The organism is Nocardia sp. CC213A, assembly GCF_030766805.1.
Lineage (GTDB): Bacteria > Actinomycetota > Actinomycetes > Mycobacteriales > Mycobacteriaceae > Nocardia > Nocardia otitidiscaviarum.
In genome coordinates this window covers 147,298-169,127 of sequence record NZ_JASFXA010000009.1, presented here as the reverse complement: position 1 = coordinate 169,127, position 21,830 = coordinate 147,298, and the positions used below count along the sequence as shown (strand labels likewise).

Sequence of the window (21,830 nt, the reverse complement as noted above, 5' to 3'; positions counted from 1 at the left end):
CTTACCAGATCTTCACGCGCTGTGCGGGTTCCAGGTAGAGGGCATCGCCCGGCTCGACGCCGAAGGCTTCGTGGAAGCTGTCGAGATTGCGGATGACGCCATTGCAGCGGAACTCCGGCGGCGAATGCGGATCCACCGCGAGGCGGCGGATCGCCTCCTCGGGGCGCGCCTTGGTGCGCCACACCTGCGCCCAGCCGAAAAACACCCGCTGCAACCCGGTGAGCCCGTCGATGACCGGCGGCTCCGTGCCCTCGAGCGAAATCTTGTACGCCTCCAGGGCGATCGAGAGACCACCCAGATCGCCGATGTTCTCGCCGATGGTGAACTCGCCGTTGACCTTGTGCTCGTCGGAGAGGTCCTTGGGGGAGAGGGCGTTGTACTGGTCGATCAACGCCTTGGTGCGCTTGCCGAATTCGGTGCGATCCGATTCGGTCCACCAGTCGACCATATTGCCGTCGCCGTCGTACTTGGAACCCTGATCGTCGAAGCCGTGGCCGATCTCGTGGCCGATGACCGCGCCGATGCCGCCGTAGTTAGCGGCGTCGTCGGCGTTCATGTCGAAGAACGGCGGCTGGAGAATGGCCGCCGGGAAGACGATCTCGTTCATGCCCGGGTTGTAGTAGGCGTTCACGGTCTGCGGGGTCATGAACCATTCGCCGCGGTCCACCGGGCCACCGAGCTTGTTCAGGTCGCGGTCGTGTTCGGCGGCGTAGCCGCGGCGGAAGTTGCCCACCAGGTCGGTCGGGTCGATGGCGACGGCCGAGTAGTCACGCCAGGTGTCCGGATAACCGATCTTGGGGGTGAACTTCTCCAGCTTGGCCAGCGCGGCCTCGCGGGTCTCGGGACTCATCCAGTCCAGCTGGGCGATATTGCGGCGGTACGCCTCCTGGAGGTTGCCGACCAACTCCACCATGCGGGCCTTGGCCTCGGGCGGGAAGTGCTCGGCCACATAGAGTTTGCCGACCGCCTCGCCCAGCAGCTCCTGCACCAGCGAGACGCCGCGCTTCCAGCGCTCGCGGTTCTCCTGCGCGCCGGTGAGGGTGCGGCCGTAGAAATCGAAGCTCTCCTCGACCAGATCGGCGGTCAGGTAGGCGGCACGGCCCTTCAGCACCCGCCAGGTCGCCCACGCCTGCCAGTCGGCCAGCGGCTCGGAGGCCCACAGCCGGGCGAAGGTGCGCACGAAATCCGGCTGGCGCACCACGATTTCGGCGAACAGTTCCGGGCCCGAGCGGTCCAGGCCCTCGGCCAGCGCGGACGTCCATGCCGCCCAGTCGAATTCCGGATGCTCGGCGGCGAGGGCGTCGAAGGTGGTGAGGTTGTAGGACAGTTCGGCATCGCGGCGGCGCACCACATCCCAGTGCCCGGCGGCCAGCTTCCGCTCCAGCTCGAACACCCTGTCGGCGTCGACCTCCAGGCCCGCCAGCTCGAACATGCGGCGGATATGGGCGACATACTTGTCGCGGATCTCCGCGTATTCGTCCTGGCGGTAGTAGGACTCGTCGGGCAGGCCGATCCCGGACTGGGTGGCGTGCACCAGGTAGCGGGTCGAATCCTTGTCGTCGGTGTCGACGTAGTACGCCAGCGCGCCACCCACTCCGGTGCGCTGCAGTCGACCGAGCAGGGCCGCGAACTCACCTCGGTCGGTGACCGCGCGCACGGCCTCGAGTTCCTCGGCGATCGGGGTCAGTCCCGCGGCGGCCACGGCCGTCTCGTCCATGAACGACGAGTACAGGTCGCCGATCTTGCGCTCCTCGGTGCCCGGTTCGGCATTCGAGGCCGCGGCGTTCTGGATGATCCGCTGCACATCCAGCTCGGCCTGGTCGTAGAGGGTGCGGAAGGCGCCGTCCACCGCCCGGTCGGCCGGTATCTCGTAACTGTCCAGCCATTGGCCGTTGACATGTGCGAACAGGTCGTCCTGCACCCGCACGCTCGCGTCGACATGGGAAAGATCGATACCGGAGGGAGCCTGCTGCGTAGTCACGATCTCCAGTATGCTCGTCCGCCTCTCCGCGTATTCAGCGCACGGCTTGAGAGCCGCCTTCCGTCATGCATGCGTGCCTGCGTCGGGAGCCGACGCGATTGCGGACGTACCCGGTGAGTTACCCCGGTCGCTACGAAATCAGTTGTCGGGTTGGCACACGATCGAACTCGTGGTCTTGGGCTCCGGCGGTGAATGCCGCCCATTCGCCGGGGGTGTAGACGAGGGTGATCTCGCCGTCGGTGAGGGTGGTCGAGCCGTCCGCAGCGGTGTGGTGGGTGAGGGTCGAGGGAGCGGACGGCCGACCGGTCACCGCGGCGAGGAAGCGCATCCATTCGGTCGCGGTGACGGTGATGATGGGCTCGTCGGCGAGGCGGTGCGCCGGATCGCGGCGGTACTTGCTGTCACGAATGAGCACCGCAGCACCGTCGAAACGGACCTCGACGCATTGATTGCCGTTGTTGGTTCGAGACGATGTGAACCATCCGGTGGATTCCGGATGAAGCCTCGCTGTGGTGGACATGGGCTGCATTTTACGGTACGAAATGCTCTCATTCCCCTTTCGCATAAATTCTGATCATCTCCAAAGATTCTGCGCGATCGAGAGATTGGTCGAGTGCACGCACATAGGCGAACGACAGATCCCGCACCTGGTCGGGATCGTCCACCGCACCTCCGAACACCGCGCTCTCGACCCAGCCGAAAGTGGGCAGGGCCGCGGCGGTGAAATCGAGCAGATGGAAACTCGAGCCGCCCAGCACCGCACCCGCCGTTGCGGTGAACGGAATGACCCGCACGGTCACCGCGTCACTGTCGTCCAGCAGCCGGGCCAGATGTTCGAGCTGGCCGCGCAGCACCTTCGGACCGCCGATCTGCTGACGCAGCGTTGCCTCGCCGACCACCGCGGTGACCTCCGGCCGGTCGTCATCGAACAACCGCTGCTGGCGGCGCATCCGCACGGCAACCAGCTGTTCCACCTGCACCGGACGAATCATGACGTCGGCGCTGATCAGGGCCCGGGCGTACTCCTCGGTTTGCAGCAGGCCCGGAATCACCAGGCTGTCGTAGCTGCGGATGGCCTCCGCGCCGTACTCCATGCCGTAGTAGCGCTGCAGTTCGGTGCCGATCAGGGCCGAGGACTTGGCCCACCAGCCGCGCTCCTTGCTGGCGGCCAGCAAGGCCAGCAGTTCCTCGCGTTCCTCACCCTCCACCTCGAGCAGCTCCAGTACCGGGCCGATGGTATTGACGGTGAGGACGCGGCGGCCCTTCTCCACGTGGGACCAGTTGGCCGGGGTGAAGCCGACCCGCTTGGCGAAGGTGGCGGAATCGAACCCGTGCTGCTCGCGTAGTTCCCGCAGACGCAGGACCAGTTCCCAGCGGGCGACGGTCGGAGAGACGGGTGCCATGACTGCCGATGCTACGCCTGGCAACTCCCCAGCGTGTGACTATTGTCATTTCGATTGCCGGGGGTTACGGTCTGATAACCCATCCCGACGAGTGGTCCGCACCGAGACGAGTTCGCCCATGAGCACGCTCGACCCCACCTTCCATACGGACACCCAGGACGCCTTCGCCCGCTGCCGGGGCTATCGCGCCGAGCACGGTCTCTACGGCGTCGTCGACCCCGGCCTGGGCCGGATCATGCTGGAGGTCGGCGCGGTCGGAGCCGTCACCATGCCCGCCGAGCTGGGGCATCGTGTCCGCGCTCGACTGCGCGCCCGCTGCGGGCCGGTCATCGCGCATCCGCGCTCGGCCCGCTGGACCTTCCTCACCGGCCCCACCGACAACTCGTATCTGGATATGACGCTGGTGGCCGACCTGTTCCGGGACTGCGCGAGCGTGGCGCTGCCCGGCAGCCGCATCGTACTGCCCTCACCCGCCGACGAGCGCGGCGGCTACCGCCGCTGGATCTGTCCGCCGGAAGGGGACTTCCGGCCCGAACTGGCGGAGGTGCTCGACGCGATGCGGGCCTGCCGCATCACCCACACCGACCGCGAGGGTTCGGCCTGACCGTCAGCGGGTCGGCTCCGGGGTGATGGTGATGCCGAACCGGTCGTCGAGATTCTGCTCGAAGTCCCGCTGGCACTGCTCGATCTTGGCCTGATCATTGCCCGCGGCATTCATGCAGTCGAGGAAGTTGTCGAAGCCCGCCTCCTTGGCGACGCCCCAGAAGAACAGACCCACGACCAGGGAGACAACCACGCCGATCAGGCCGAGGACGATACCGGTGACGGCCATTCCGGTGCCGCCGGACTTCTTGCTCAGCAGGGCGATGAGGCCGAAGATCACGGCCAACGGGCCGAAGAGGAAACCGAGCAGGATGAAACCCGTCGGAATGGCGATGATGCCGAGCACCAGCGCGGTAATGGCCAGGCCCTTGCCCTTCGAGGGCTCCTGCCAGTACTGCTGGCCGGGCTGCTCGGGATAGCCGGGCTGGGGCTGATAGCCGCCCGGCGGCGGATAGTCACCAGGGGGCGGGTATTGGCCGGGCGGCGGATACTGCGACATGGTGGCATCCTTCCATCGGTGCTCGCTCCCGGTATCGCGCGGCCGCGCGGAAACCGTTAACGCAGGTGACGCACACCGCCCATGGTATTGGCGCGACCGCGCCGACGACGGTTACTGCCCGCCGAGCCGCGCGTGCATTTCCCAGACCAGCACCTCAGCGGGCATATTCGCGGTGATGCGCTGACCGCCGCTGCGTGTCATGCGCACGGCGTCACCCTCGTAGAGGGTGCCGACGCCCTCCACCTCCACCTCGCCCCGCGCCACGAAGACATGCAGGTACGGGGCCTCCGGGAGACGCACCTCGGTGCTCGGTTCGGCCACCGTGCCGGGTTCGGTCATCCGCGCGACATGCAGCGCGGAATGACTGCTGGCGATGGCGATGGCGGTGCGGTCGCGGTAGCACGGCAGTCCGGAGGCCACGGTCACCAGGCCGCCGCCCGCCAATTCGTCGTCGATCTCCAACTGCTGATAGCCCGGTTCGATGCCGGGTTCGTCGGGCACCACCCACATCTGGACGAAGTGCACCGGCTCCTCGTGTTCGGCGGCATTGCTGATCCGCCACGCATCGTTCTTCTCCGAATGCAGGATGCCGGTCCCCGCACTCATGCGCTGGGCCAGGCCGGGATAGATGACGCCGGCGTGACCGAGCGAATCCTGATGCACCAGGCTACCGCTCAACACCCAGGTCACGATCTCCATATCCCGGTGCGGGTGGGTGTCGAAACCCTCGCCGGGCAGCACGATGTCCTCGTTGTTGACCAGGAGCAGGCCGTGGTGGGTGTTGTCCGGATCGTAGTGTTCGCCGAAGGAGAAGGAATGCTTCGAATCCAGCCACGCCACACGCGTTTTCATGCGGTCGCCGCCCCGATGGACATCGATGTGTGGTGTCGTGAGCGTGGACACCGCCGTCTCCTCTCACCGGCGAGCACCGATCGACTTCCAGGGTAGAAGCCCGTTCGGAACCCCTGCCTGAATTCCCGGTAAATTCTATCGTGCGGGCAGCAATCATCCGCACGGCCCCGACCAGGCATTACCGAACGGCGCATCCGGCCAGCGAATTGTCGCCCGGCGGGCGCGCCGGAAAGCCGCCCGCCGTGCCGCGCCGGGGCGGCGACCGTAACATGATGTGCCGCAAGCAGAACCGGAGGGAGGGGGACGGATGAGACCTGAGGTACTCGCGGGTATCGAACGCGAACTCCGGCAGCAGGCGGGCAGCGAGGGCATCACCCATTTCGTGGTCGGCGTCGCTGTGTTCCGCAATGGCAAACTACTGGTCGTACGGCGTGTCGCCGATGACTGGCACGGTGGAATGTATGAACTGCCGGGCGGCGGCGTGGAATCCGGGGAAACGTTCGCCGAATGCGTGGAACGCGAACTTTTCGAGGAAACCGGACTTCGCCTGGTACGAATCACCGACGTACTCGGCGGATTCGACTACGCCACCCGCACGAAATCCCGCGTCCGCAAATACAGCTTCGTGGTGGAAGCCGAATACGGTGAGATCGCACTCGATCCGAGCGAACACGATCAATACCAGTGGGTCGACGCCGACGGACTGGACAACCTGCCGATGGCCCCCGATATGCGCGCCGCCGTCTACGCCCTCGTGACCACGCATCCCGCCCGGTGAACGTCCCGGCAACGGGGCGAGGATTCGGATCGGGGCAGGGTTTCGGCGCACTCGCGCGCACGGTCCGCGCGGCGCTGCGCGGCAACCCGGGGGTACTGCGACTGGCGGTCGTCCGACTGGCCGGTCCGTTCGGCGACGGCATGTTCCAGGCGGCGCTGTCGGGGGCGATCCTGTTCAATCCGGAACGGCAGACCGATCCGGCGGATATCGCTGCCGGATTCGCGGCCCTGCTGCTGCCGTACTCGATCATCGGCCCCTATGCGGGCGCGCTGCTGGACCGCTGGGACCGGCGCACCGTCCTGCTGCTGGCCAATGTGCTGCGGGCCGGGCTGATCGCGGTGACGGCCGCGCTGCTGGCGGGCGGGATCGCCGCCACGCCGCTGCTGCTGTTCGCGCTCGCCGTGGTCGGCATCGGGCGGTTCGTGGGCGCGGGCTGCGCGGCGGCGCTGCCCAAGGTGCTGGAACAGCGCTGGCTGGTGCCGATGAACTCGATCATGGCGACGACAGCGGCCGGCTGCGCCATCGTGGGCGCGAGTCTCGGCTTCGGGGTTATCGGACTGATCGGGCCGGGTGACACCGGATCGGCGGTCGCGGTCGCGGGCAGTGCCGTCGGATCGGTGCTCGGCGTCGCCGCGGCGGCCGGATTCCGGGGCCGAATACTCGGACCCGACCGGGCCGAGCGCGACGCCCGCAGCTCGGTGCGCGCCATCGCGGGCGGGCTGCGCGGCGGCGCGGTGGCGGCCGGACGTTCCCGCCAGGTCACCACCGCCATGATCGGCATCGGCGCGCACCGCATGGTGTTCGGGGCCGACACGCTGCTCATGGTGCTGGTGTTGCGGCGCGGCGTCGAGGACGGCTCCGGGGTCGCCGAGCGGCTGGCCGGTTTCGGTGTCGCCATCACCAGCACCGGGGCGGGCATGCTGAGCGCGGCCGTGCTGGCGCCGCTGCTCATCCCGCGCCTGGGCCGCATCCGCACCGTCGTGGCGGGGCTGGTCACCGCCATCGTCGTGCAGCTGACGCTGGTCACGCCGATCACCGTGGCCACCGGCGACGACGAGGCACGCGCCCGGCTCGCGCTGCTGGCCGCCGCCTTCCTGCTCGGCCTGGCCGGGCAGACCATCAAACTCACCGGTGATGCCGCCATGCAGATCGAGATCGACGACGCGCACCGCGGGCAGGTGTTCGCCCTCCAGGACACCGTCTTCAATATCGCCTTCGTGCTGGCGCTGGCGGCCACCGCGACGGTGATACCGGCCGATGGGCGTGCACCCGTGGTAGTGGTGGCTGCGGCCGGGATCTACGCCTGTGGACTCGCCGCCATCGCGTTCGACACGCGGTGGCGGGGCGGGCGCTCGTGTTAGACCGGTCTCGTTTCGGTCGCAAATCGGTTGACGGCGCGGACGACTCGCGCACAACCGCACGCGGACCGATACTGTGACACGGTTGTCGATCTCGAGTGACGCGGTACGCCGCGCCCCCGGACAGGAGACGCACAGAGCAATGGGATTTCCGCAGCGCGCGCCGATCCCGACCCCGCTCCGCACCGCATCCGTACTGACCGGCGTCGTCGCGGTCGGTCTGGCGCTCACCCCGCCGGCGGCCGCGGCCCCCGCGCCGTGGGCGCCCGCCCCCGTGAACAGTTGCGGTGAGGTGGGATTCGACCCGCTGGCCCGCGAACCTCAACCGGATACCACGCCGTGGAGCCCGCCGCCGACCATCCGAATCCCGGTCCCCGTACCGGAGTTCGTGCCGGTGCCGATACCCGGGCCCGCGCCGGACGACACCCGGATCGACCCGGCCCCGCTGCCGCCGGACCCGTGCGCCTCACCATGCCCGGATCTGCGGCACAATCCCAGTGCCACAGGGACTCCCGCCGCCCCGAGCGGTACACCGCCGGAGCTTCCCGACAGCGAGCGCCCGCCGGAACCGACACCGACGCCCACCGCGCCGCCGGAACCGGCACCCGAACCGCAGACCTCGCAACCGCCCGTACCGGTCCTGCCGCGGCTGCCCGAGATCGAGATCGTCCCGGAGACCGAGCCGATTCCCATCCCGGTCCCCGGCGGGGAGCCGCCGGAGCCGCAGCCCGCGCCGACGCCGACACACGTCCCGCCCGCACCCGGGCCGCTCGCCGCACCCGTCGCACCGCCGCGCGTCACCGAGGTCCGGTTGGTCGAGCAGCTCACCGGTCCGGGCTCGCAGAACCGCACCGATATCCGCTGGCAGGTGGACGGTACCGACCTCGGCCTCATGTGGGAGAACCGGCCCGGCGAGGTGGCCGTGGTCTTCGGCGACACCTTCGGCAAGGGCTGGGTCCCCGACAGCGTGGGAGGCCCGGACTGGCGCAGCAACGTGCTCGCCTACAGCACCGACCGCGACCTCTCCGACGGCCTCACCCTGGACTCCTTCGTCCAGGACAGCCGCTGCCACGCGGCCGAACTGCTGGGCAGCCGCAAGATCAAGAACTTCGAGACCACCACCATTCCCACCTCCGGATTCGCGCTCGGCGACCGGCAGTACCTGACCTACATGTCGGTGAACCGGTGGAGCCGGATACCGGGCATGTGGTGGACCAACCACGGCGGCCTCGCCTGGTCCGACGACAACGGCCGCACCTGGGTGAAATCCCAGCACGCGCAGTGGGACAACCTGTTCGGCATCGGACGCTTCCAGGTGGCCACCATGGTGCCGCACGGCGACTGGGTGTACATGTTCGGAACTCCCAACGGGCGCATGGGCGTTATCGGCCTGGCCCGGGTACCCGCCGCCGAGGTGCTGAACAAGACCGCCTACCAGTACTGGGTGGGCGGCAACTGGGTGCCCGCCGACGGACCCAACGAATTGCTCGCCACCCCACTGGTTCTCGGCACCGCCAGTGAACTGTCCATCCGCTACGACCAGGGCAGCGGGCAGTGGCAGATGGTGTACCTGGACGCGCCCGCGCATCAGCTCGTGCTGCGCACCGCCGCCGAACCGCAGGGCACGTGGAGCGAGCCGATTCCGCTGGTGAGCACCCGGGACTATCCGGCCACCTACGGCGGATTCATCCATCCGTGGTCGACCGCCGAGGACCTGTACTTCACGCTGTCGGCGTGGGGGAGCTACAACGTGTATCTCATGCACGCGAAGCTGGAGCACTGAGGGGGTTCACCTCGCGCGATCCGACCGCCCTCGAGCCGACCGTGCTCGAGCCCGTCGCGTGGCCGCCGCCGTCGGTCCGGCCGGCATCGACGTGGTCGAACTCGAGCTGGCCGAGATCGACGCGGGCCGACCCCGGCGCGACGGGAATCAGCCTCGCCGGAAATCAGCCCCGCCGGAATCGGATTCGGCTGCCGGGGCGCGCCTGCGCCAGCGCGTCGACGTCGGCGTCGACCACCACCGCGATCACCGGGTAGCCGCCGGTGATCGGATGGTCGGCGAGGAACACCACCGGCTGGCCACTGGGCGGCACCTGGATGGAGCCCAACGCGACGCCCTCCGTGGGCAATTCGCGGTCGTCGCGGCGGCGCAGCGGTGGGCCGCCGCGACGGTCCAGCCGCGCGCCGATGCGGTCGGTGTCGGCGGAGACCGTCCACTCCCCGGCGCACAGATCGCCGGGGGCGGTGAACCAGTCGTCGCGGGGGCCGAGCAGCACCCGGACGGTCAGCGGGTCGTCGCCGGGCGGTGCGACGGGGGCGACATCGACGATCGGATGGGTGCGCGGGGGAGCGCCGACAGGCAGCACATCTCCGGGCCGCAGCGGTTCCGGGCCGATGCCCGCCAGGGTGTCGCGACTGCGCGACCCCAGCACCGGCGGCACGTCGATACCGCCCCGCACGGCCACATAACCGCGCAGTCCGGTGCGCGCCAGGCCGAGCCGAAGACACTGGCCCTCATCGATTTCCAGCACGCTGGCGATGCCGACGGGGCGGTCGTCCACGAAGGCGGGTACGGGCGCACCCGTGACCGCCACGGTCAGGTGGCGCTGCGCACGCAGTTCCACACCGCCGAGCAGCACCTCGATTCCGGCCGCACCCTCCGGATTGCCGACCAGCCGGTTGGCCAGGCGCAGCGCGGCGCGGTCCGCCGCACCGGCCGTGCCCACGCCGGAGCCGAACCAGCCGGGACGGCCCAGATCCTGAATGGTCGCCAGCGGTCCGACCCGCTCCACTCGAATCAACGGTCCACCGCCGCGAACCGCACCCGGGTACCGGCGCGGATGAGTGCGGGCGGATCGCGATCGACATCCCACATGCGCAATGCCGTGGTGCCGATGAGTTGCCAGCCGCCCGGACTGCGGCGCGGATACACCGCCGAGTAGCCGCCCGCCAGCGCCACCGCGCCCGGCGGAATGGCGGTGCGCGACTGGGCGCGGCGCGGCACGGCCAGGCGGTCGTCCGGGGCTTCCAGGTAGCCGAATCCAGGCGCGAAACCGACGAAGGCGCACTGCCATTCGATACCGGTGTGCTCGGTGATCACCTCGTCGACGGTCAGACCCAGCAGCTCCGCCACCTGCGGCAGATCCGCGCCGTCGTAGCGCACCGGGACCTCCAGCGGTTCGGTGCCGACACCGGTACCGCCCACCGCGTCGGTATCGCCCACCGCGTCCGCACCCGGCTCGGCGGGATGGAGTGGCGTCGGTTCGCCGGTCGCGCCCCCGACGGCAGCGGCGAGATCGGCCAGCACGCCGGACAACCGACGGCGCACCGGTTCGGCGGCGGCGGGCGAGTCCAGGGTCACCAGCACGGTCTCGGCGGCGGGCAACACATCCACCACGCCGTCTGGCCGTGCCCCGAGCGCCGCGAGCAGACGCGGGATGAGGGCGCGCGACGGCGGAATCACCAGCAGCGCCCGGTCGCCCGCCGCACGAATGTCCCCGGCGAATGCCTCCCGCGCGAGCGCGGCGCGGCGCGCGCCCGGCCGGGCCGACGCTGCGGCAGCAGCAGTGGTGTCCCCGGGGTCCACCGCCGACTCCCCGGCGGACCCCGGCTGCCGTGCCGATCCCCGGGCATCCGCACTCACGCCGCTGCGATCATCTGGGCCGCCACAGCTCGCGACACCGCTACCCCCAGCGCCACCAGAACCCGCGACACCGCTACCCCCAGCGCCACCAGAACTCGCGACATCAGCACCGCCAGCGCCACCGGGAACCGCAGCACTGCTACCCGAGGCGGTGGCACTCGGACGCGGGATCCGACGATCGACGTTGTCGCCTGCGGTCGCGGCCGCGCGTGCGGCATCGTCGCCGGGCATGTGCGTGGGATCGTGCCGGGGCACTACGACGCACCTCCGCGAGATGCCGTCGTCGGTCCGGAAGGAGGGCGGGGGATCGGTGGTACAGCGGTCATGGGTGGTCTCCCACTCAGCAGAACGCGCCGACGGGGATGCCCGCGTCGTCCAGGGTCGAGCGGATCCGGCGCGCCATCTCCACCGCGGCCGGAGAATCGCCGTGGACGCAGATGCTCGTGGCGCGTACCGCCACCGCGCCGCCGTCCACCGTGACGGCCTTGCTGTCGCGGGCGATCGACAGCGCCTGGGTCACCGCGTCGTCGGGCCACAGCACCGCGCCCGGCTGGCTGCGCGGCGCCAGCCTGCCGGAGGACAGGTAGGCGCGATCGGCGAAACCCTCACCGACGAACGCGATTCCACGCGCCCGGGCCGCCGCCTCCAACTCGGTCCCGGCCGGGCCGAGCAGCGACAGCTCCCCGCCGAATTCCGCCATGGCCGACAATACGGCCTCGGCCAGCTCCCGATCCGCGGCCGCGGCGTGATACAGCGCGCCGTGCGGTTTCACATATCGCACCCGGTCACCCGCGCTGCGGGCGAAGACATCCAGACTGCCGATCTGATACAGGGTTTCGTCGCGCAATTCGTCCGCGGCCACCGCCACGTGCCGCCGCCCGAAACCCACCAGGTCCCGGTAACCGATGTGCGCGCCGATCCGCACACCCTTGGCAACCGCCAGCTCACAGGTGCGCCGCATGATCGACGGGTCACCGGCATGGAAGCCACAGGCGATGTTCGCGCTGGTCACGATGTCCAGCATGGCCGCGTCGTCGCCCATGCTGTACGCACCGAAACCCTCACCGAGGTCGCTGTTCAGATCGAACGCCATGGCTCCAGCATGGCACCGCGGCGGCCATCGACACACCCCACAACCGAATCCGCGCCACGACCGCCGCCCCGACCTCGCCGCACACCACCGACACTGCCTGAATCCTCGCGCCGCCACCGCTACCCGATCTCGCGCCACCACCACCCGATCCTCGCGCCACCACCACCCGATCCTCGCGCCGCCACCGCTACCCGATCTCGCGCCACCACCACCCGATCCTCGCGCCGCCAATGCCGGACTCGCCACGCGGGCCATGCCGGGTGACCGGGGCACCGCGCGGGGTCGGTGCGCGGTCGCCGCGTCGCGCCTCAGCAGGGGTACACCTGTACCTCGGCAGCCTTGACCGAGAAGTAGACCTCCGTATCCGGGGCCAGCCTCAGGTCCGCCACCGCGCCCGGTGTCAGGTCCGCTGTCAGTGCGACGGGACCGCTCGCGCCGACACCGTTCGCCGCCGCGTCGCCGCGCTTCCGGCCGCTTCGGCCGGTTCCGGTCAGATCGGCCCGGACCCGGATGATTCCGCCGCGATCGGTCAGCTCGGCGATCCGCACCGGAAACACATTGCGGGGGCTGCCTTCCGGTTGTGCGCGGTACACCGCCACCGCCGTGGGCGCGAAGACGGCGGCCGCCCGGCCGGTGGGCGTCCACCCGGCGTCCGCGCACCCGTGGACGCGCATCCCGTCGGCATCGACGGCGTGCACCGGGTCGGCGGCATCGGCCGCCGCGACCGCCTCTCCCACCACCAGGTTCATACCGGCTATCCGGGCCGCGAAGGCGCTGCGCGGGCGGGCCAGCACGGCGGCCACCGGACCCGACTCCACCACCCGGCCGGATTCGATCACCACGAGGCGATCCGCCAAGGTGAGCGCGTCGATCATGTCGTGGGTGACCAGCACCGTGCCGGTCGGAGCGTGCGGGCTGTCGCGCAGCACCCGGCGCAGCAGGGCGCGCATGGCGGGAGCCACGGTCACGTCCAGCGCCGCCATGGGTTCATCCAGCAGCAGCACCCGTGGTCGCACCGCCAGCGCCCGAGCCAGCGCCACCCGCTGGGCCTGCCCACCCGACAGCGAACCCGGTGCGCGATCGGCGAATTCCTCGGCGTCGACAGCGCGCAGCCAGTCACGCGCCACCTGTTCGGCCGCCCGGCCCCGCAGTCCGTTGCTGCGCGGCCCGAATGCCACATTGGCCAGCACCGACAGGTGTGGGAACAGCAGCGCTTCCTGCGCGAGCAGGCCGATATCGCGCCGGTGCGGCGGCACCGCGATGCCACGCGCGGTATCGGTCAGCACCCGACCGTCGAGCCGAACCGTGCCCGCGTCCGGCGGCAGCATTCCCGCGATCACGTCCAGCAGGGTGGACTTCCCCGCACCGTTCGGTCCGAGCACCGCCAGCACCTCACCCGGCGCGACCGCCAACTCCACGTCCAAGGCACGAGCGGCCACCCGCGCCGATATGTGCAGGCCGCTCATGCATTCTCCGCCAAGCCCCGGGCGTGCAGCTGCACGATGACGCCGCGCTGTTTCCCTCGCGCACAACCACCCATACGGTGTCCGTTCTCGTGCGAGCGGGGCCGCTGCGCAGCGATACCGCGCTGCCTGCCGCGTACCCGCCCGCTCATGCGGTGTCCTTTCCGGCACGAGCGGCCACCCGCGCCGCCACGTACAGCCCACGCGCTGTGCCCTTTCGGCGCGAGTAGGGACGCTGCGCGGTGTCACCGTGCTGCCTCCTCCGCACCCAACCACTCACACGGTGTCCGTTCTCGTGCGAGCGGGGCCGCTGCGCAGTGATCCCGCGCTGCGTGGCGACGCCGCGCTGCCTCCTCCACGCCCGAGCGCTCATGCTGTCCGCCCGTTCGCCGCAGCACCCACGCGCCGGTAGGCGATGAGCACGATGAGCACCGCGACCAGCACCAGTAGCAGCGACAGCGCCACCGCGGCGTCGGCGTCGGTCTCGCGTTGCAGGTAGATCTCCAGCGGCAGGGTGCGGGTGCGGCCCTGGAGGCTGCCCGCGAAGGTCAGCGTCGCACCGAATTCCCCGAGGGCACGGGCGAAGGCCAGCACCGAACCCGAGATCAGGGCCGGGCGCAGCAGCGGCAGGGTCACCCGCCACCACACCACGGTGGGGCGCGCGCCGAGGGTGGCGGCGATGCGCTCGAAGCGGTCACCGGCCGTGCGCATGGCCCCCTCCAGGGTGATGACCAGGAACGGGAGGGCGACGAAGGTCTGCGCCAGCACCACCGCCGTCGTGCTGAAGGCGATGCGGATGCCCGCCGCCTCCAGTTCCCGACCCAGCAGACCGTTGCGACCGAACAGGTACAGCAGCGCCAGACCGCCGACCACCGGCGGAATCACCAGGGGCAGCAGCACCAGCGAGCGCAGTACGGGCAGCGCCCGCCAGCGGGCGCGGGCCAGCAGCACCGCCATCGGCACGCCGAGAGCGATGCACAGCAGCGTCGCGACCGCCGCCGTCCGCACGCTCAGTGTCAAGGCGTCCCGCGACGCGGACGAGGTGATGAGGCCGAAGAAGTTCGCCCAGTCCACGGCCGTGGTCAGGGCCAGCAGCGGGCCGATGACCAGTGCGAAACCGATGACGGCGGGCAGCAGCAGCCACGCGGGCACACCCGGCCCGGGGAAGACCGAACCGGACAGGCCGCGCGGTCGCATCGAATGTTTCACGGGGAACCGAACCCGGCCTCCGCCAGCAGCTTCCGGCCCTCCGGCCCGGCAACCAGGTCGACGAACTCCCGCGCGCCCTCGGAGTTCGGCGCATCCGCGACCACCGCGATCGGGTAGCTGTTGACCGCCGCCGCGGCCTCCGGGAAGGGCACCGTCACCACCCGGTCCCCGGCCGAGGCGGCATCGGTGACGTACACCAGACCGGCGTCGGCCTGCCCGGTGGTGACCTTCGCCAACACATCGGTCACCGCGGACTCCTCGCTCACCGGGGTGATGGCGACGCCCGCGGCGGCGGTCACCGCCCGGGTCGCCGCACCGCACGGCACCTGGGGCGCGCACACGACCAGGCGCAGATCCGGGCGGGACAGGTCCGCCAGGGTCGCGATTCCGGCCGGATTGCCGGGCGGGGTGACGATGGTGAGCGTATTGGTGGCGAAGGTGGTCGGCGTCTCGGTGATCCGGCCACCACGCACCGCCTTGTCCATGTTGGCCGGATTGGCGCTGGCGAAGACATCGGCCGGCGCGCCCTGTTCGAGTTGCGCTGCGAGCGTGGAGGATCCGGCGAAGGAGAATGCCACGTTCGTGCCGGGATGCGCGGCTTCGTACCGCTCGCCCAGGTCGGTGAAGACGTGCTGGAGGGAGGCCGCCGCGAAGACGGTCACTGTCGTGGTGCCGGATGCGGAATCGGAAGTGCCACAGCCGGACAGCGCCGCGACCCCGAGCACCGCCAGCGCGGCCGCTCCCGAACCGGAGCGAAAGCCTATGCGGCCCCGCCGGAATCGGCGTCGGTCTCCACCACCACGGTGGTCGCCTTCACGCTCGCCACCGCCACGCTGCCGGGCCGCAACCCCAGCTCGCGCACCGATTCGCTGCTCATCAACGACACCACCGTGAACGGCCCGCATTGCATCTCCACCTGTGCCATCACCGTATCGGTCACCACCCTGGTGACCAGCCCGGGAAACCGATTGCGTGCCGAGGAGGCACTGCCCAGTCGCGCCCGCGGGGTCCGGGCGTGCTCGACGGCCAGGGCCGCCAACTGCTCGCCGTCGACCACCAGGCGGCCCGATCCGTCCTTGTGGGCCGCGAGCGATCCGGCGTCGATCCAGCGGCGGACGGTGTCGTCACTGACACCGAGCAGCTGGGCGGCGTCGCGGATGCGAATATCGGGCATGCGAGCACCATAGCCTCGCATATGCGGGTACAACAAGAAGAAAGTCCCGCATCTGCGGATACTTTCCGGTCTGATGCGACCGGCGTCACAGCGTTCGACCCGGTGCTGTCACCTGCTGCCGGTACGCTCGGGGCAATCATGGCCACGTATTTCGATCCGAAGGCCTGGTCACCTCTGCGGGCGGTGGACCTCGGCATGGACCTGGGACGACGCCTGTTCGACCAGAGCTGGCTGGATCAGTGGACCACCTTCACCACCGCCTGGCTGGATCCGGTCGCCGACTTCGGCGCGGGCACCGTCACCGCGCTCATGCCCGATGTGCTCATGACCCTGCTGTCCGAGGGCATCCTCAGCCAATTCGGCGGGCAGGAGGTGAGCGCCACCGTGCTCGGCCACGATCTGCGCGCCACCCTGCACACCCTCAAGGTGCGGCGGCGCGGGGCGCACTTCCAGTCGAAAACCGTGCTGACCGATCTGTATTGGAACGAGCAGCCGATCAAGGAACTCACCGTCATCGCGCACGGCGTGCGGCTCATCCCGGGGGTGCCCACCAAAATCCGCTCCGCCCAACTGGATCTGCGCGGCACCATCCACATCGAGGCGCTGGTGCAATGGATCAACAGCTGGCAACCGGACTGGCTGCTGCGGACCGCGCCGGACGGAATGATCCTGGCGCGGCATCGAAAACGACGATTGCGGGCCCTGGCCACCGCGGAGATCAAGGACAATATCCTCATCATCACGCTGCACCGGGCCAACTGGTGGGGCATCCGGATGCCGCGGCGCGCGGTGCGGCTACAGCCGATCCCACTGACCGATCTGCCGAATCACGCACGCATCACCCGCGCCGAAAGAATCGGCGACGACGTACTTTTCGAGGCCGATCTGCCCGGCCTCACCGGTTCCTTCGACCTGGCGCAGATCCGCGCCGCCATCGTGGCGGGCACCACGCTCATCGTCTTTTGACAGCGGCGATCAGGACGCGGACTGCTGGCCCTTCCACCACTTCAGCAACTCCGTCTCGGCTTCCTCGCGGGTGAGGGGGCCGCGGTCGAGCCGCAACTCCTTCAGGAACTTCCACGCCTTGCCCACCTCGGGGCCGGGCTGGATGCCGAGCAGTTCCATGATGGCGTTGCCGTCCAGGTCCGGGCGCACCCGCGCCAGATCCTCCTGCTCCTGAATGCGGGCGATCCGCACTTCCAGATCGTCGTAGGTGGATTGCAGCATGGCCGCGCGGCGCTTGTTGCGGGTGGTGCAGTCGGCGCGCACCAGCTTGTGCAGGCGCGGCAGCAGCTCACCGGCATCGGTGACATAGCGGCGCACCGCCGAATCGGTCCACTGCCCCTTGCCGTAGCCGTGGAAGCGCAGGTGCAGATACACCAGGCGCGCCACATCCTCGGTGAACTGCTTGGGGTACTTCAACGCGCGCATGCGCTTTCGCACCATCTTCGCGCCCACCACCTCGTGATGATGGAAGCTCACCCCGCCGCCCGGCTCGTTCTTCTTGGTGGGCGGCTTGCCGATATCGTGCAGCAGCGCGGCCCAGCGCAGGATCAGGTCCGGGTCGCCCTCCTCCTGATCGATGGCCTGGCGCAGCACCGTCAGCGAATGCTGGTAGACGTCCTTGTGCTGGTGGTGCTCGTCGATCTCCAGCTTCATGGCCGGCACCTCCGGCAGCACCCGCTCGGCCAGGCCCGTCTCGCACATGAGGTCGATGCCGTCGGTCGGGTACTCGCCGCCGATGAGCTTGTCGAGTTCGGTACGCACCCGCTCGGCGGTGATGCGGTCGAGCTCCGGGGCCATGGCGACGATGGCCTCCCGCACCCGCGGGGCCGGGGTGAAACCGAGCTGCGCGACGAAGCGCGCCGCACGCAGCATGCGCAGCGGGTCGTCGTGGAACGAATCCTGCGGCGCCGCAGGGGTATCCAGCACCCCCCGGAGCAGGGCCGACATCCCGTCGAGCGGATCGACGAACTCCAGTTCGCCCAGCGCCCCGATCCGCACCGCCATGGCGTTCACCGTGAAGTCACGGCGCACCAGATCGCCCTCGAGGGAGTCGCCGAAGGTGACCTCCGGATTGCGGGACACCCGGTCGTAGCTGTCGGCGCGGAACGTGGTGATCTCCAGCTGCTGCCCGCCCTTGGCCGCGCTCACCGTGCCGAAGACCAGGCCGCCGGTATCCCACAGGTGGTCGGCCCAGCCGCGCATCAGCTCCTGCACCTGCTCGGGCCGGGCGTCGGTGGTGAAGTCCAGATCCGTGCCCAGCCGGCCCAGCACCGCGTCGCGCACGCTGCCGCCCACCAGGTACAGGTGATGGCCGTGCGCGGCGAAGAGCTCGCCGAGCGGGGTCAGGACCTCGGACAGCCGTCCCAGTGTGATCGCCGCCGCCGCGAGCAATCGGGTACGGCGTTCCTCGTTTGCTGCGTCGGACTCAGGCGAAACCACGAAAACGCAGCTTAGTGGAGTGGCGCAATCCGGTAGTCGCCCCGTCGGGCCGAAACCCGGCGCGACGCGCCGCCGGACCCGGTGGACTGCCCGCGAAGGCGCTTCCGGACGGCACGGGGGAGCGGTCGCGACACCCCGGCCGAGGGGTGTTTGCAGCGGCGTTCCGGCAGCTCGACGCAGCGAGGCGGCACCTGCGCCCTTGCCCGCTAGACTGACGCAGTGTCTCCTCCGGCCGATCGCGCGAACAGTCGACGCCGCCAGCCCCGGCGCCGCGGTTCGGCCGGTAATGCGCCGAAACCCCGCATGCGTACCGTCCGGGAGACCTCGGCGGGCGGACTCGTGGTCGACGGTCTCGACGGCCCCCGCGACAAAGCCTCCGCCGCCCTCATCGGACGCACCGATCGGCGCGGCCGCCTACTGTGGTCGCTACCGAAAGGACATATCGAAGAGGGGGAGACGGCCGAACAGACCGCGATCCGCGAGGTCGCGGAGGAGACCGGTATCCACGGCACGGTGGTCGCCGAACTGGGCAGCATCGACTACTGGTTCGTCACCGAGGGCCGCCGGGTACACAAGACGGTGCATCACTACCTCATGCGGTCGATCGGCGGGGAACTGTCCGACGCCGACGTGGAGGTCACCAAGGTGGCCTGGGTTCCCTTGGGCGAACTCGATTCCCGGCTCGCGTACGCCGACGAACGCAGGCTGGCGGAGGTGGCGAAGCGGCTGATCGATCGGATGGAGAACGGCAGACAATGACGCGTGCGGGGTCCCTGCGTCCGAACAGGCCGCTGCACCGCTGGCTGCTGTCGCTCGTCACGGTGATGCTGGCCGTCGTGGCGACCGGCGTCTGCGCCGTGCCCGCCGCCGGCCAGCCCGACGGCAACGGCTACGGCAGCAGTACCGGCCCGAAATTCCTGAAGCTGTCCCTGGATTCGGTGACGCCCACGGTCATCACCACCACCAGCGACCCCTACTTCGTGGTCTCGGGAACCGTCACCAACATCGGCGACCGCGTGGTCGACGACATCAGCATCCGCGTCCAGCGGGCCCGGCCCGTGACCGCGGCCAGCGAACTGCGCACCGCGCTGCAGCTGGATCAGATCAACTACGACGTCACCGGTGCGTTCCGAGCGGTGTCCGACCGGCTCAGCCCGGGCGACCATCAACAGTTCAGCTTCACCGTGGCCCTGCGCGGCGGCGGCGATATGCCCAGCGACGTCACCGACCTCCAGATCACCGAGCCCGGCGTCTATCCGCTGCTGCTGAACGTCAACGGCGAACCCGCCTACGGCAATCAGGCCCGACTCGACGACGCGCGCTTCCTACTGCCCGTACTCGGCGTCCCGGCCACCGCCGACACCTCCGTCGACGCCCCGCCGCCGGTTCCGGCCGCCCCCGCCGCGCCGCCGGTGGCCACCACCATGCTGTGGCCGCTGGCCGACCGGCCCCGGCTGATGGCCGGCATCCCCGGCTCGGTGGACGGTCAGGCGCTGCTCACCGACGACGAGCTGGCCTCCTCGCTGAGCTCCGGCGGGCGTCTCGACCAACTGCTCTCGGCCCTGGAATCGGCGCTGCGCAACGACAGCCGCTCCGGCGGCGGGCTGGCCTCGGCGCTGTGTCTGGCCATCGACCCGGACCTGCTGGTCACGGTGTCGGCGATGATCACCGGCTACCGCGTGCTGGCCAGTCCATCCGATCCGGACGGACCCACCCGCGTGGGCACCGGCGCGCAGGCCGCCAAGACCTGGCTGGACCGGCTGCGCACCGTCGCCTCCGGATTATGCACGGTGGCACTGCCGTTCGCGCAGGTCGACGAGACCGCGCTGGCCGCCGTCAACGATCCGGCCCTCACCCATCGGGCGCTGGTCGCCCCCGCCGACGTGGTCGACTCCCTGCTCTCGGTCACCTCGCTGCGCGGGGTGAATCTGCCCGACGCGGGCACCATCGACGTCGAGGCGGCGCATCTGCTGGCCGCGCACGGCGTCACCACCGCCGTACTCGCCGACAACGCGGTCGTCCCCACCGACGGCCGGTCCACCGCCACCGCCGACGACACCATCGACGCACCCGCCCCGGCCGAGAATCCGGACATGGTGCGGCTGCCCGACATCCCGCTGAATCCGGTGGCGGGCGCGCCGCCGCCGATCGATCCCGGACTGCGGGTGGCCACCTTCGACATCTGGTCGGCCACCGCGCTGGCCGCCATCGGCTCCCATCCGCCGACGCCGTCGTTCACCCCGCAGTCGGTGCGCTACGACGTCAACGCCGACTCCCGCCCCGCGCGACTCCAGGACGCTCTCGGCGCCATCTCCTGGTCTGCGTTGAACCCGCGGCCGGACCGGCCGGGGGCGGCGCTGTTCATGCCGCCGCAGCAGTGGGGCGCGAATCGGGAGGAGGCCACCGCGCTGCTCGAGCAGCTGCAGCTGCTCTTCCGCGACAATCTCGCCGTCCCGCGCCCGTTCACCGACCTGCTGACCCAGCCCGCCGACCCGCAGCCCTACGAGCTCGACTATCTGAGCCAGGCCGCCGACGAATCGGTGCCGCGGCATTTCGTGGACCCGGTGCGCGCCCAGGCGCATCGCATTACCGAACTGATGAACGCGCTGGTGGAGGTGCCGCAGCAGGAGCTGAGCCCGCGCGCCTTCCTCACCCCGCTGCGCGACGATCTGATCCGAACCCTGACGCTGTCGGATCGGCGCAGCGGTGGCCAGCCCGACACCGTCGCCCAGCGCCGCCTCGACCAGACCACCGGCACCCTGCACGAACTGTTCGGATCGGTGACCGTGCTGCCGCCGGGCGGCGTCTACACCCTCGCCTCGGAACAGAGTCCGCTGCTGCTGGTGGCGCGCAACGACCTGCCGGTCGCCATCCGCGTCGAATTCCGCATCGACGCGCCCGCCGAGACGAAGATCACCGATGTCGGCGAGGAGGTATTGCCCGCCAAGGGCACCCGCTCCTTCCAGATCCCCACCGAGGTGAGTGACAGCCGAAACTTGGTGATACCCATCGCACTTACCACGCCGGACGGGGTGCCGCTCGGCGATGCCGTAACGGTATCGGTGCGTTCCAACGCCTATGGTCAGGCGTTGGCGATAATTACCGGGTGCGCGGGCGCGCTGCTGTTCCTGCTGGCCGGACGCCGCCTGTGGCACCGCTTCCGCGGGCAGGCCGATCCGGCCGATGAGGGGTTCGATCCGGAGACCCGACGTCGGGTGAATCGGTTCCGGCGTGCCCGCAAGCGGGAGATGCAACGACAGGAGGACCGATGAGCGAACACGGTGAACCGCGCTCATCGGGCCGCGAACCCGAGGGGCCGCCGTCACGGC

General features: G+C 70.0%; 20 protein-coding genes. 7 read left to right on the top strand and 13 right to left on the bottom strand.

Features of this window, described 5'->3' with window-relative positions; all coding sequences use genetic code 11:
- Nucleotide 1: 1 nt before the first annotated feature.
- From QJS31_RS18580 to QJS31_RS18570, 3 genes are all read right to left on the bottom strand, one after another.
- Nucleotides 2–1,981, bottom strand: coding sequence for a M13 family metallopeptidase (locus QJS31_RS18580; protein WP_282782304.1), 1,980 nt, complete (start codon nucleotides 1,979–1,981; stop codon nucleotides 2–4).
- 130 nt (nucleotides 1,982–2,111) lie between these two features.
- Nucleotides 2,112–2,501 carry a DUF397 domain-containing protein gene (locus tag QJS31_RS18575; protein WP_282782302.1) on the bottom strand — a complete coding sequence of 130 codons (390 nt, stop codon included), beginning with the start codon at nucleotides 2,499–2,501 and terminating at the stop codon, nucleotides 2,112–2,114.
- A gap of 28 nt (nucleotides 2,502–2,529) precedes the next feature.
- Entirely contained in the window at nucleotides 2,530–3,384 is an 855-nt protein-coding gene (locus QJS31_RS18570; RefSeq protein WP_282782301.1) for a helix-turn-helix transcriptional regulator, read from the bottom strand.
- Nucleotides 3,385–3,502: 118 nt separating this feature from the next.
- Between QJS31_RS18570 and QJS31_RS18565 the strand changes: the two genes are divergently transcribed.
- A complete protein-coding gene (locus tag QJS31_RS18565; RefSeq protein WP_282782299.1) occupies nucleotides 3,503–3,988 on the top strand; it encodes a hypothetical protein in 486 nt (161 codons plus the stop codon).
- Between the two features lie 3 nt (nucleotides 3,989–3,991).
- On the opposite strand, the gene QJS31_RS18560 is transcribed toward QJS31_RS18565, so the two are convergent.
- A complete protein-coding gene (locus QJS31_RS18560) occupies nucleotides 3,992–4,486 on the bottom strand; it encodes a DUF4190 domain-containing protein (protein ID WP_282782298.1) in 495 nt (164 codons plus the stop codon).
- Between the two features lie 111 nt (nucleotides 4,487–4,597).
- Nucleotides 4,598–5,389 carry a pirin-like bicupin family protein gene (locus QJS31_RS18555; protein ID WP_282782295.1) on the bottom strand — a complete coding sequence of 264 codons (792 nt, stop codon included), beginning with the start codon at nucleotides 5,387–5,389 and terminating at the stop codon, nucleotides 4,598–4,600.
- A gap of 256 nt (nucleotides 5,390–5,645) precedes the next feature.
- Here QJS31_RS18555 and QJS31_RS18550 point away from each other — a divergent pair, with 256 nt between their 5' ends.
- From QJS31_RS18550 to QJS31_RS18540, 3 genes are all read left to right on the top strand, one after another.
- The gene (locus tag QJS31_RS18550) at nucleotides 5,646–6,116 is read left to right on the top strand and encodes an NUDIX hydrolase (protein ID WP_039808078.1); all 471 of its coding nucleotides are present in this window, start codon (nucleotides 5,646–5,648) and stop codon (nucleotides 6,114–6,116) included.
- A 74-nt stretch (nucleotides 6,117–6,190) separates the two neighbouring features.
- Nucleotides 6,191–7,477: an MFS transporter gene (locus QJS31_RS18545; protein WP_306357310.1), complete on the top strand. Its 1,287-nt coding sequence runs from the start codon at nucleotides 6,191–6,193 to the stop codon at nucleotides 7,475–7,477.
- A gap of 139 nt (nucleotides 7,478–7,616) precedes the next feature.
- Nucleotides 7,617–9,257 (top strand): DUF4185 domain-containing protein, encoded by a 1,641-nt coding sequence (locus tag QJS31_RS18540; RefSeq protein WP_306357309.1) that lies wholly within the window; start codon nucleotides 7,617–7,619, stop codon nucleotides 9,255–9,257.
- Nucleotides 9,258–9,420: 163 nt separating this feature from the next.
- Here the strand turns inward: QJS31_RS18540 and QJS31_RS18535 are convergent, their stop codons facing one another.
- The 7 genes from QJS31_RS18535 to QJS31_RS18505 all read right to left on the bottom strand — a co-directional run bounded on the left by QJS31_RS18535 (nucleotide 9,421) and on the right by QJS31_RS18505 (nucleotide 16,056).
- Nucleotides 9,421–10,275 (bottom strand): biotin-dependent carboxyltransferase family protein, encoded by an 855-nt coding sequence (locus tag QJS31_RS18535; protein WP_306357259.1) that lies wholly within the window; start codon nucleotides 10,273–10,275, stop codon nucleotides 9,421–9,423.
- Nucleotides 10,272–10,967 (bottom strand): allophanate hydrolase subunit 1, encoded by a 696-nt coding sequence (locus tag QJS31_RS18530; RefSeq protein ID WP_372341574.1) that lies wholly within the window; start codon nucleotides 10,965–10,967, stop codon nucleotides 10,272–10,274. The genes QJS31_RS18535 and QJS31_RS18530 overlap by 4 nt, the downstream gene beginning before the upstream one ends.
- 490 nt (nucleotides 10,968–11,457) lie before the next feature.
- Complete coding sequence (locus QJS31_RS18525; protein ID WP_282776936.1) at nucleotides 11,458–12,210, bottom strand: LamB/YcsF family protein; 753 nt, start codon at nucleotides 12,208–12,210, stop codon at nucleotides 11,458–11,460.
- A gap of 308 nt (nucleotides 12,211–12,518) precedes the next feature.
- A complete protein-coding gene (locus QJS31_RS18520) occupies nucleotides 12,519–13,676 on the bottom strand; it encodes a sulfate/molybdate ABC transporter ATP-binding protein (protein ID WP_306357257.1) in 1,158 nt (385 codons plus the stop codon).
- Nucleotides 13,677–14,042: 366 nt separating this feature from the next.
- Nucleotides 14,043–14,870: an ABC transporter permease gene (locus tag QJS31_RS18515; protein ID WP_282776949.1), complete on the bottom strand. Its 828-nt coding sequence runs from the start codon at nucleotides 14,868–14,870 to the stop codon at nucleotides 14,043–14,045.
- 8 nt (nucleotides 14,871–14,878) lie between these two features.
- Nucleotides 14,879–15,607, bottom strand: a complete 729-nt coding sequence (gene modA / locus QJS31_RS18510; RefSeq protein WP_282776932.1) for a molybdate ABC transporter substrate-binding protein — start codon at nucleotides 15,605–15,607, stop codon at nucleotides 14,879–14,881.
- A gap of 35 nt (nucleotides 15,608–15,642) precedes the next feature.
- Complete coding sequence (locus QJS31_RS18505) at nucleotides 15,643–16,056, bottom strand: molybdopterin-binding protein (protein ID WP_039808098.1); 414 nt, start codon at nucleotides 16,054–16,056, stop codon at nucleotides 15,643–15,645.
- A 138-nt stretch (nucleotides 16,057–16,194) separates the two neighbouring features.
- Between QJS31_RS18505 and QJS31_RS18500 the strand changes: the two genes are divergently transcribed.
- Nucleotides 16,195–17,022 (top strand): hypothetical protein, encoded by an 828-nt coding sequence (locus tag QJS31_RS18500; protein WP_282776928.1) that lies wholly within the window; start codon nucleotides 16,195–16,197, stop codon nucleotides 17,020–17,022.
- A gap of 9 nt (nucleotides 17,023–17,031) precedes the next feature.
- On the opposite strand, the gene QJS31_RS18495 is transcribed toward QJS31_RS18500, so the two are convergent.
- Nucleotides 17,032–18,501: a CCA tRNA nucleotidyltransferase gene (locus QJS31_RS18495; protein ID WP_282776926.1), complete on the bottom strand. Its 1,470-nt coding sequence runs from the start codon at nucleotides 18,499–18,501 to the stop codon at nucleotides 17,032–17,034.
- A gap of 303 nt (nucleotides 18,502–18,804) precedes the next feature.
- Between QJS31_RS18495 and QJS31_RS18490 the strand changes: the two genes are divergently transcribed.
- A complete protein-coding gene (locus QJS31_RS18490) occupies nucleotides 18,805–19,260 on the top strand; it encodes an NUDIX hydrolase (protein ID WP_282776924.1) in 456 nt (151 codons plus the stop codon).
- Complete coding sequence (locus QJS31_RS18485) at nucleotides 19,257–21,773, top strand: DUF6049 family protein (RefSeq protein WP_282776922.1); 2,517 nt, start codon at nucleotides 19,257–19,259, stop codon at nucleotides 21,771–21,773. Before QJS31_RS18490 ends, QJS31_RS18485 begins: the two co-directional genes overlap by 4 nt.
- The last annotated feature ends 57 nt before the right edge of the window (nucleotides 21,774–21,830 follow it).

Bases quoted from the DNA above. Each gene is read 5' to 3' on its own strand.
- QJS31_RS18575 (WP_282782302.1), bottom strand. From the start codon at position 2,501: ATGTCCACCACAGCGAGGCTTCATCCGGAATCCACCGGATGGTTCACA.
- QJS31_RS18570 (WP_282782301.1), bottom strand. From the start codon at position 3,384: ATGGCACCCGTCTCTCCGACCGTCGCCCGCTGGGAACTGGTCCTGCGT.
- QJS31_RS18565 (WP_282782299.1), top strand. From the start codon at position 3,503: ATGAGCACGCTCGACCCCACCTTCCATACGGACACCCAGGACGCCTTC.
- QJS31_RS18560 (WP_282782298.1), bottom strand. From the start codon at position 4,486: ATGTCGCAGTATCCGCCGCCCGGCCAATACCCGCCCCCTGGTGACTAT.
- QJS31_RS18550 (WP_039808078.1), top strand. From the start codon at position 5,646: ATGAGACCTGAGGTACTCGCGGGTATCGAACGCGAACTCCGGCAGCAG.
- QJS31_RS18540 (WP_306357309.1), top strand. From the start codon at position 7,617: ATGGGATTTCCGCAGCGCGCGCCGATCCCGACCCCGCTCCGCACCGCA.
- QJS31_RS18525 (WP_282776936.1), bottom strand. From the start codon at position 12,210: ATGGCGTTCGATCTGAACAGCGACCTCGGTGAGGGTTTCGGTGCGTAC.
- QJS31_RS18520 (WP_306357257.1), bottom strand. From the start codon at position 13,676: ATGAGCGGCCTGCACATATCGGCGCGGGTGGCCGCTCGTGCCTTGGAC.
- QJS31_RS18515 (WP_282776949.1), bottom strand. From the start codon at position 14,870: ATGCGACCGCGCGGCCTGTCCGGTTCGGTCTTCCCCGGGCCGGGTGTG.
- QJS31_RS18505 (WP_039808098.1), bottom strand. From the start codon at position 16,056: ATGCCCGATATTCGCATCCGCGACGCCGCCCAGCTGCTCGGTGTCAGT.
- QJS31_RS18500 (WP_282776928.1), top strand. From the start codon at position 16,195: ATGGCCACGTATTTCGATCCGAAGGCCTGGTCACCTCTGCGGGCGGTG.
- QJS31_RS18490 (WP_282776924.1), top strand. From the start codon at position 18,805: ATGCGTACCGTCCGGGAGACCTCGGCGGGCGGACTCGTGGTCGACGGT.
- QJS31_RS18485 (WP_282776922.1), top strand. From the start codon at position 19,257: ATGACGCGTGCGGGGTCCCTGCGTCCGAACAGGCCGCTGCACCGCTGG.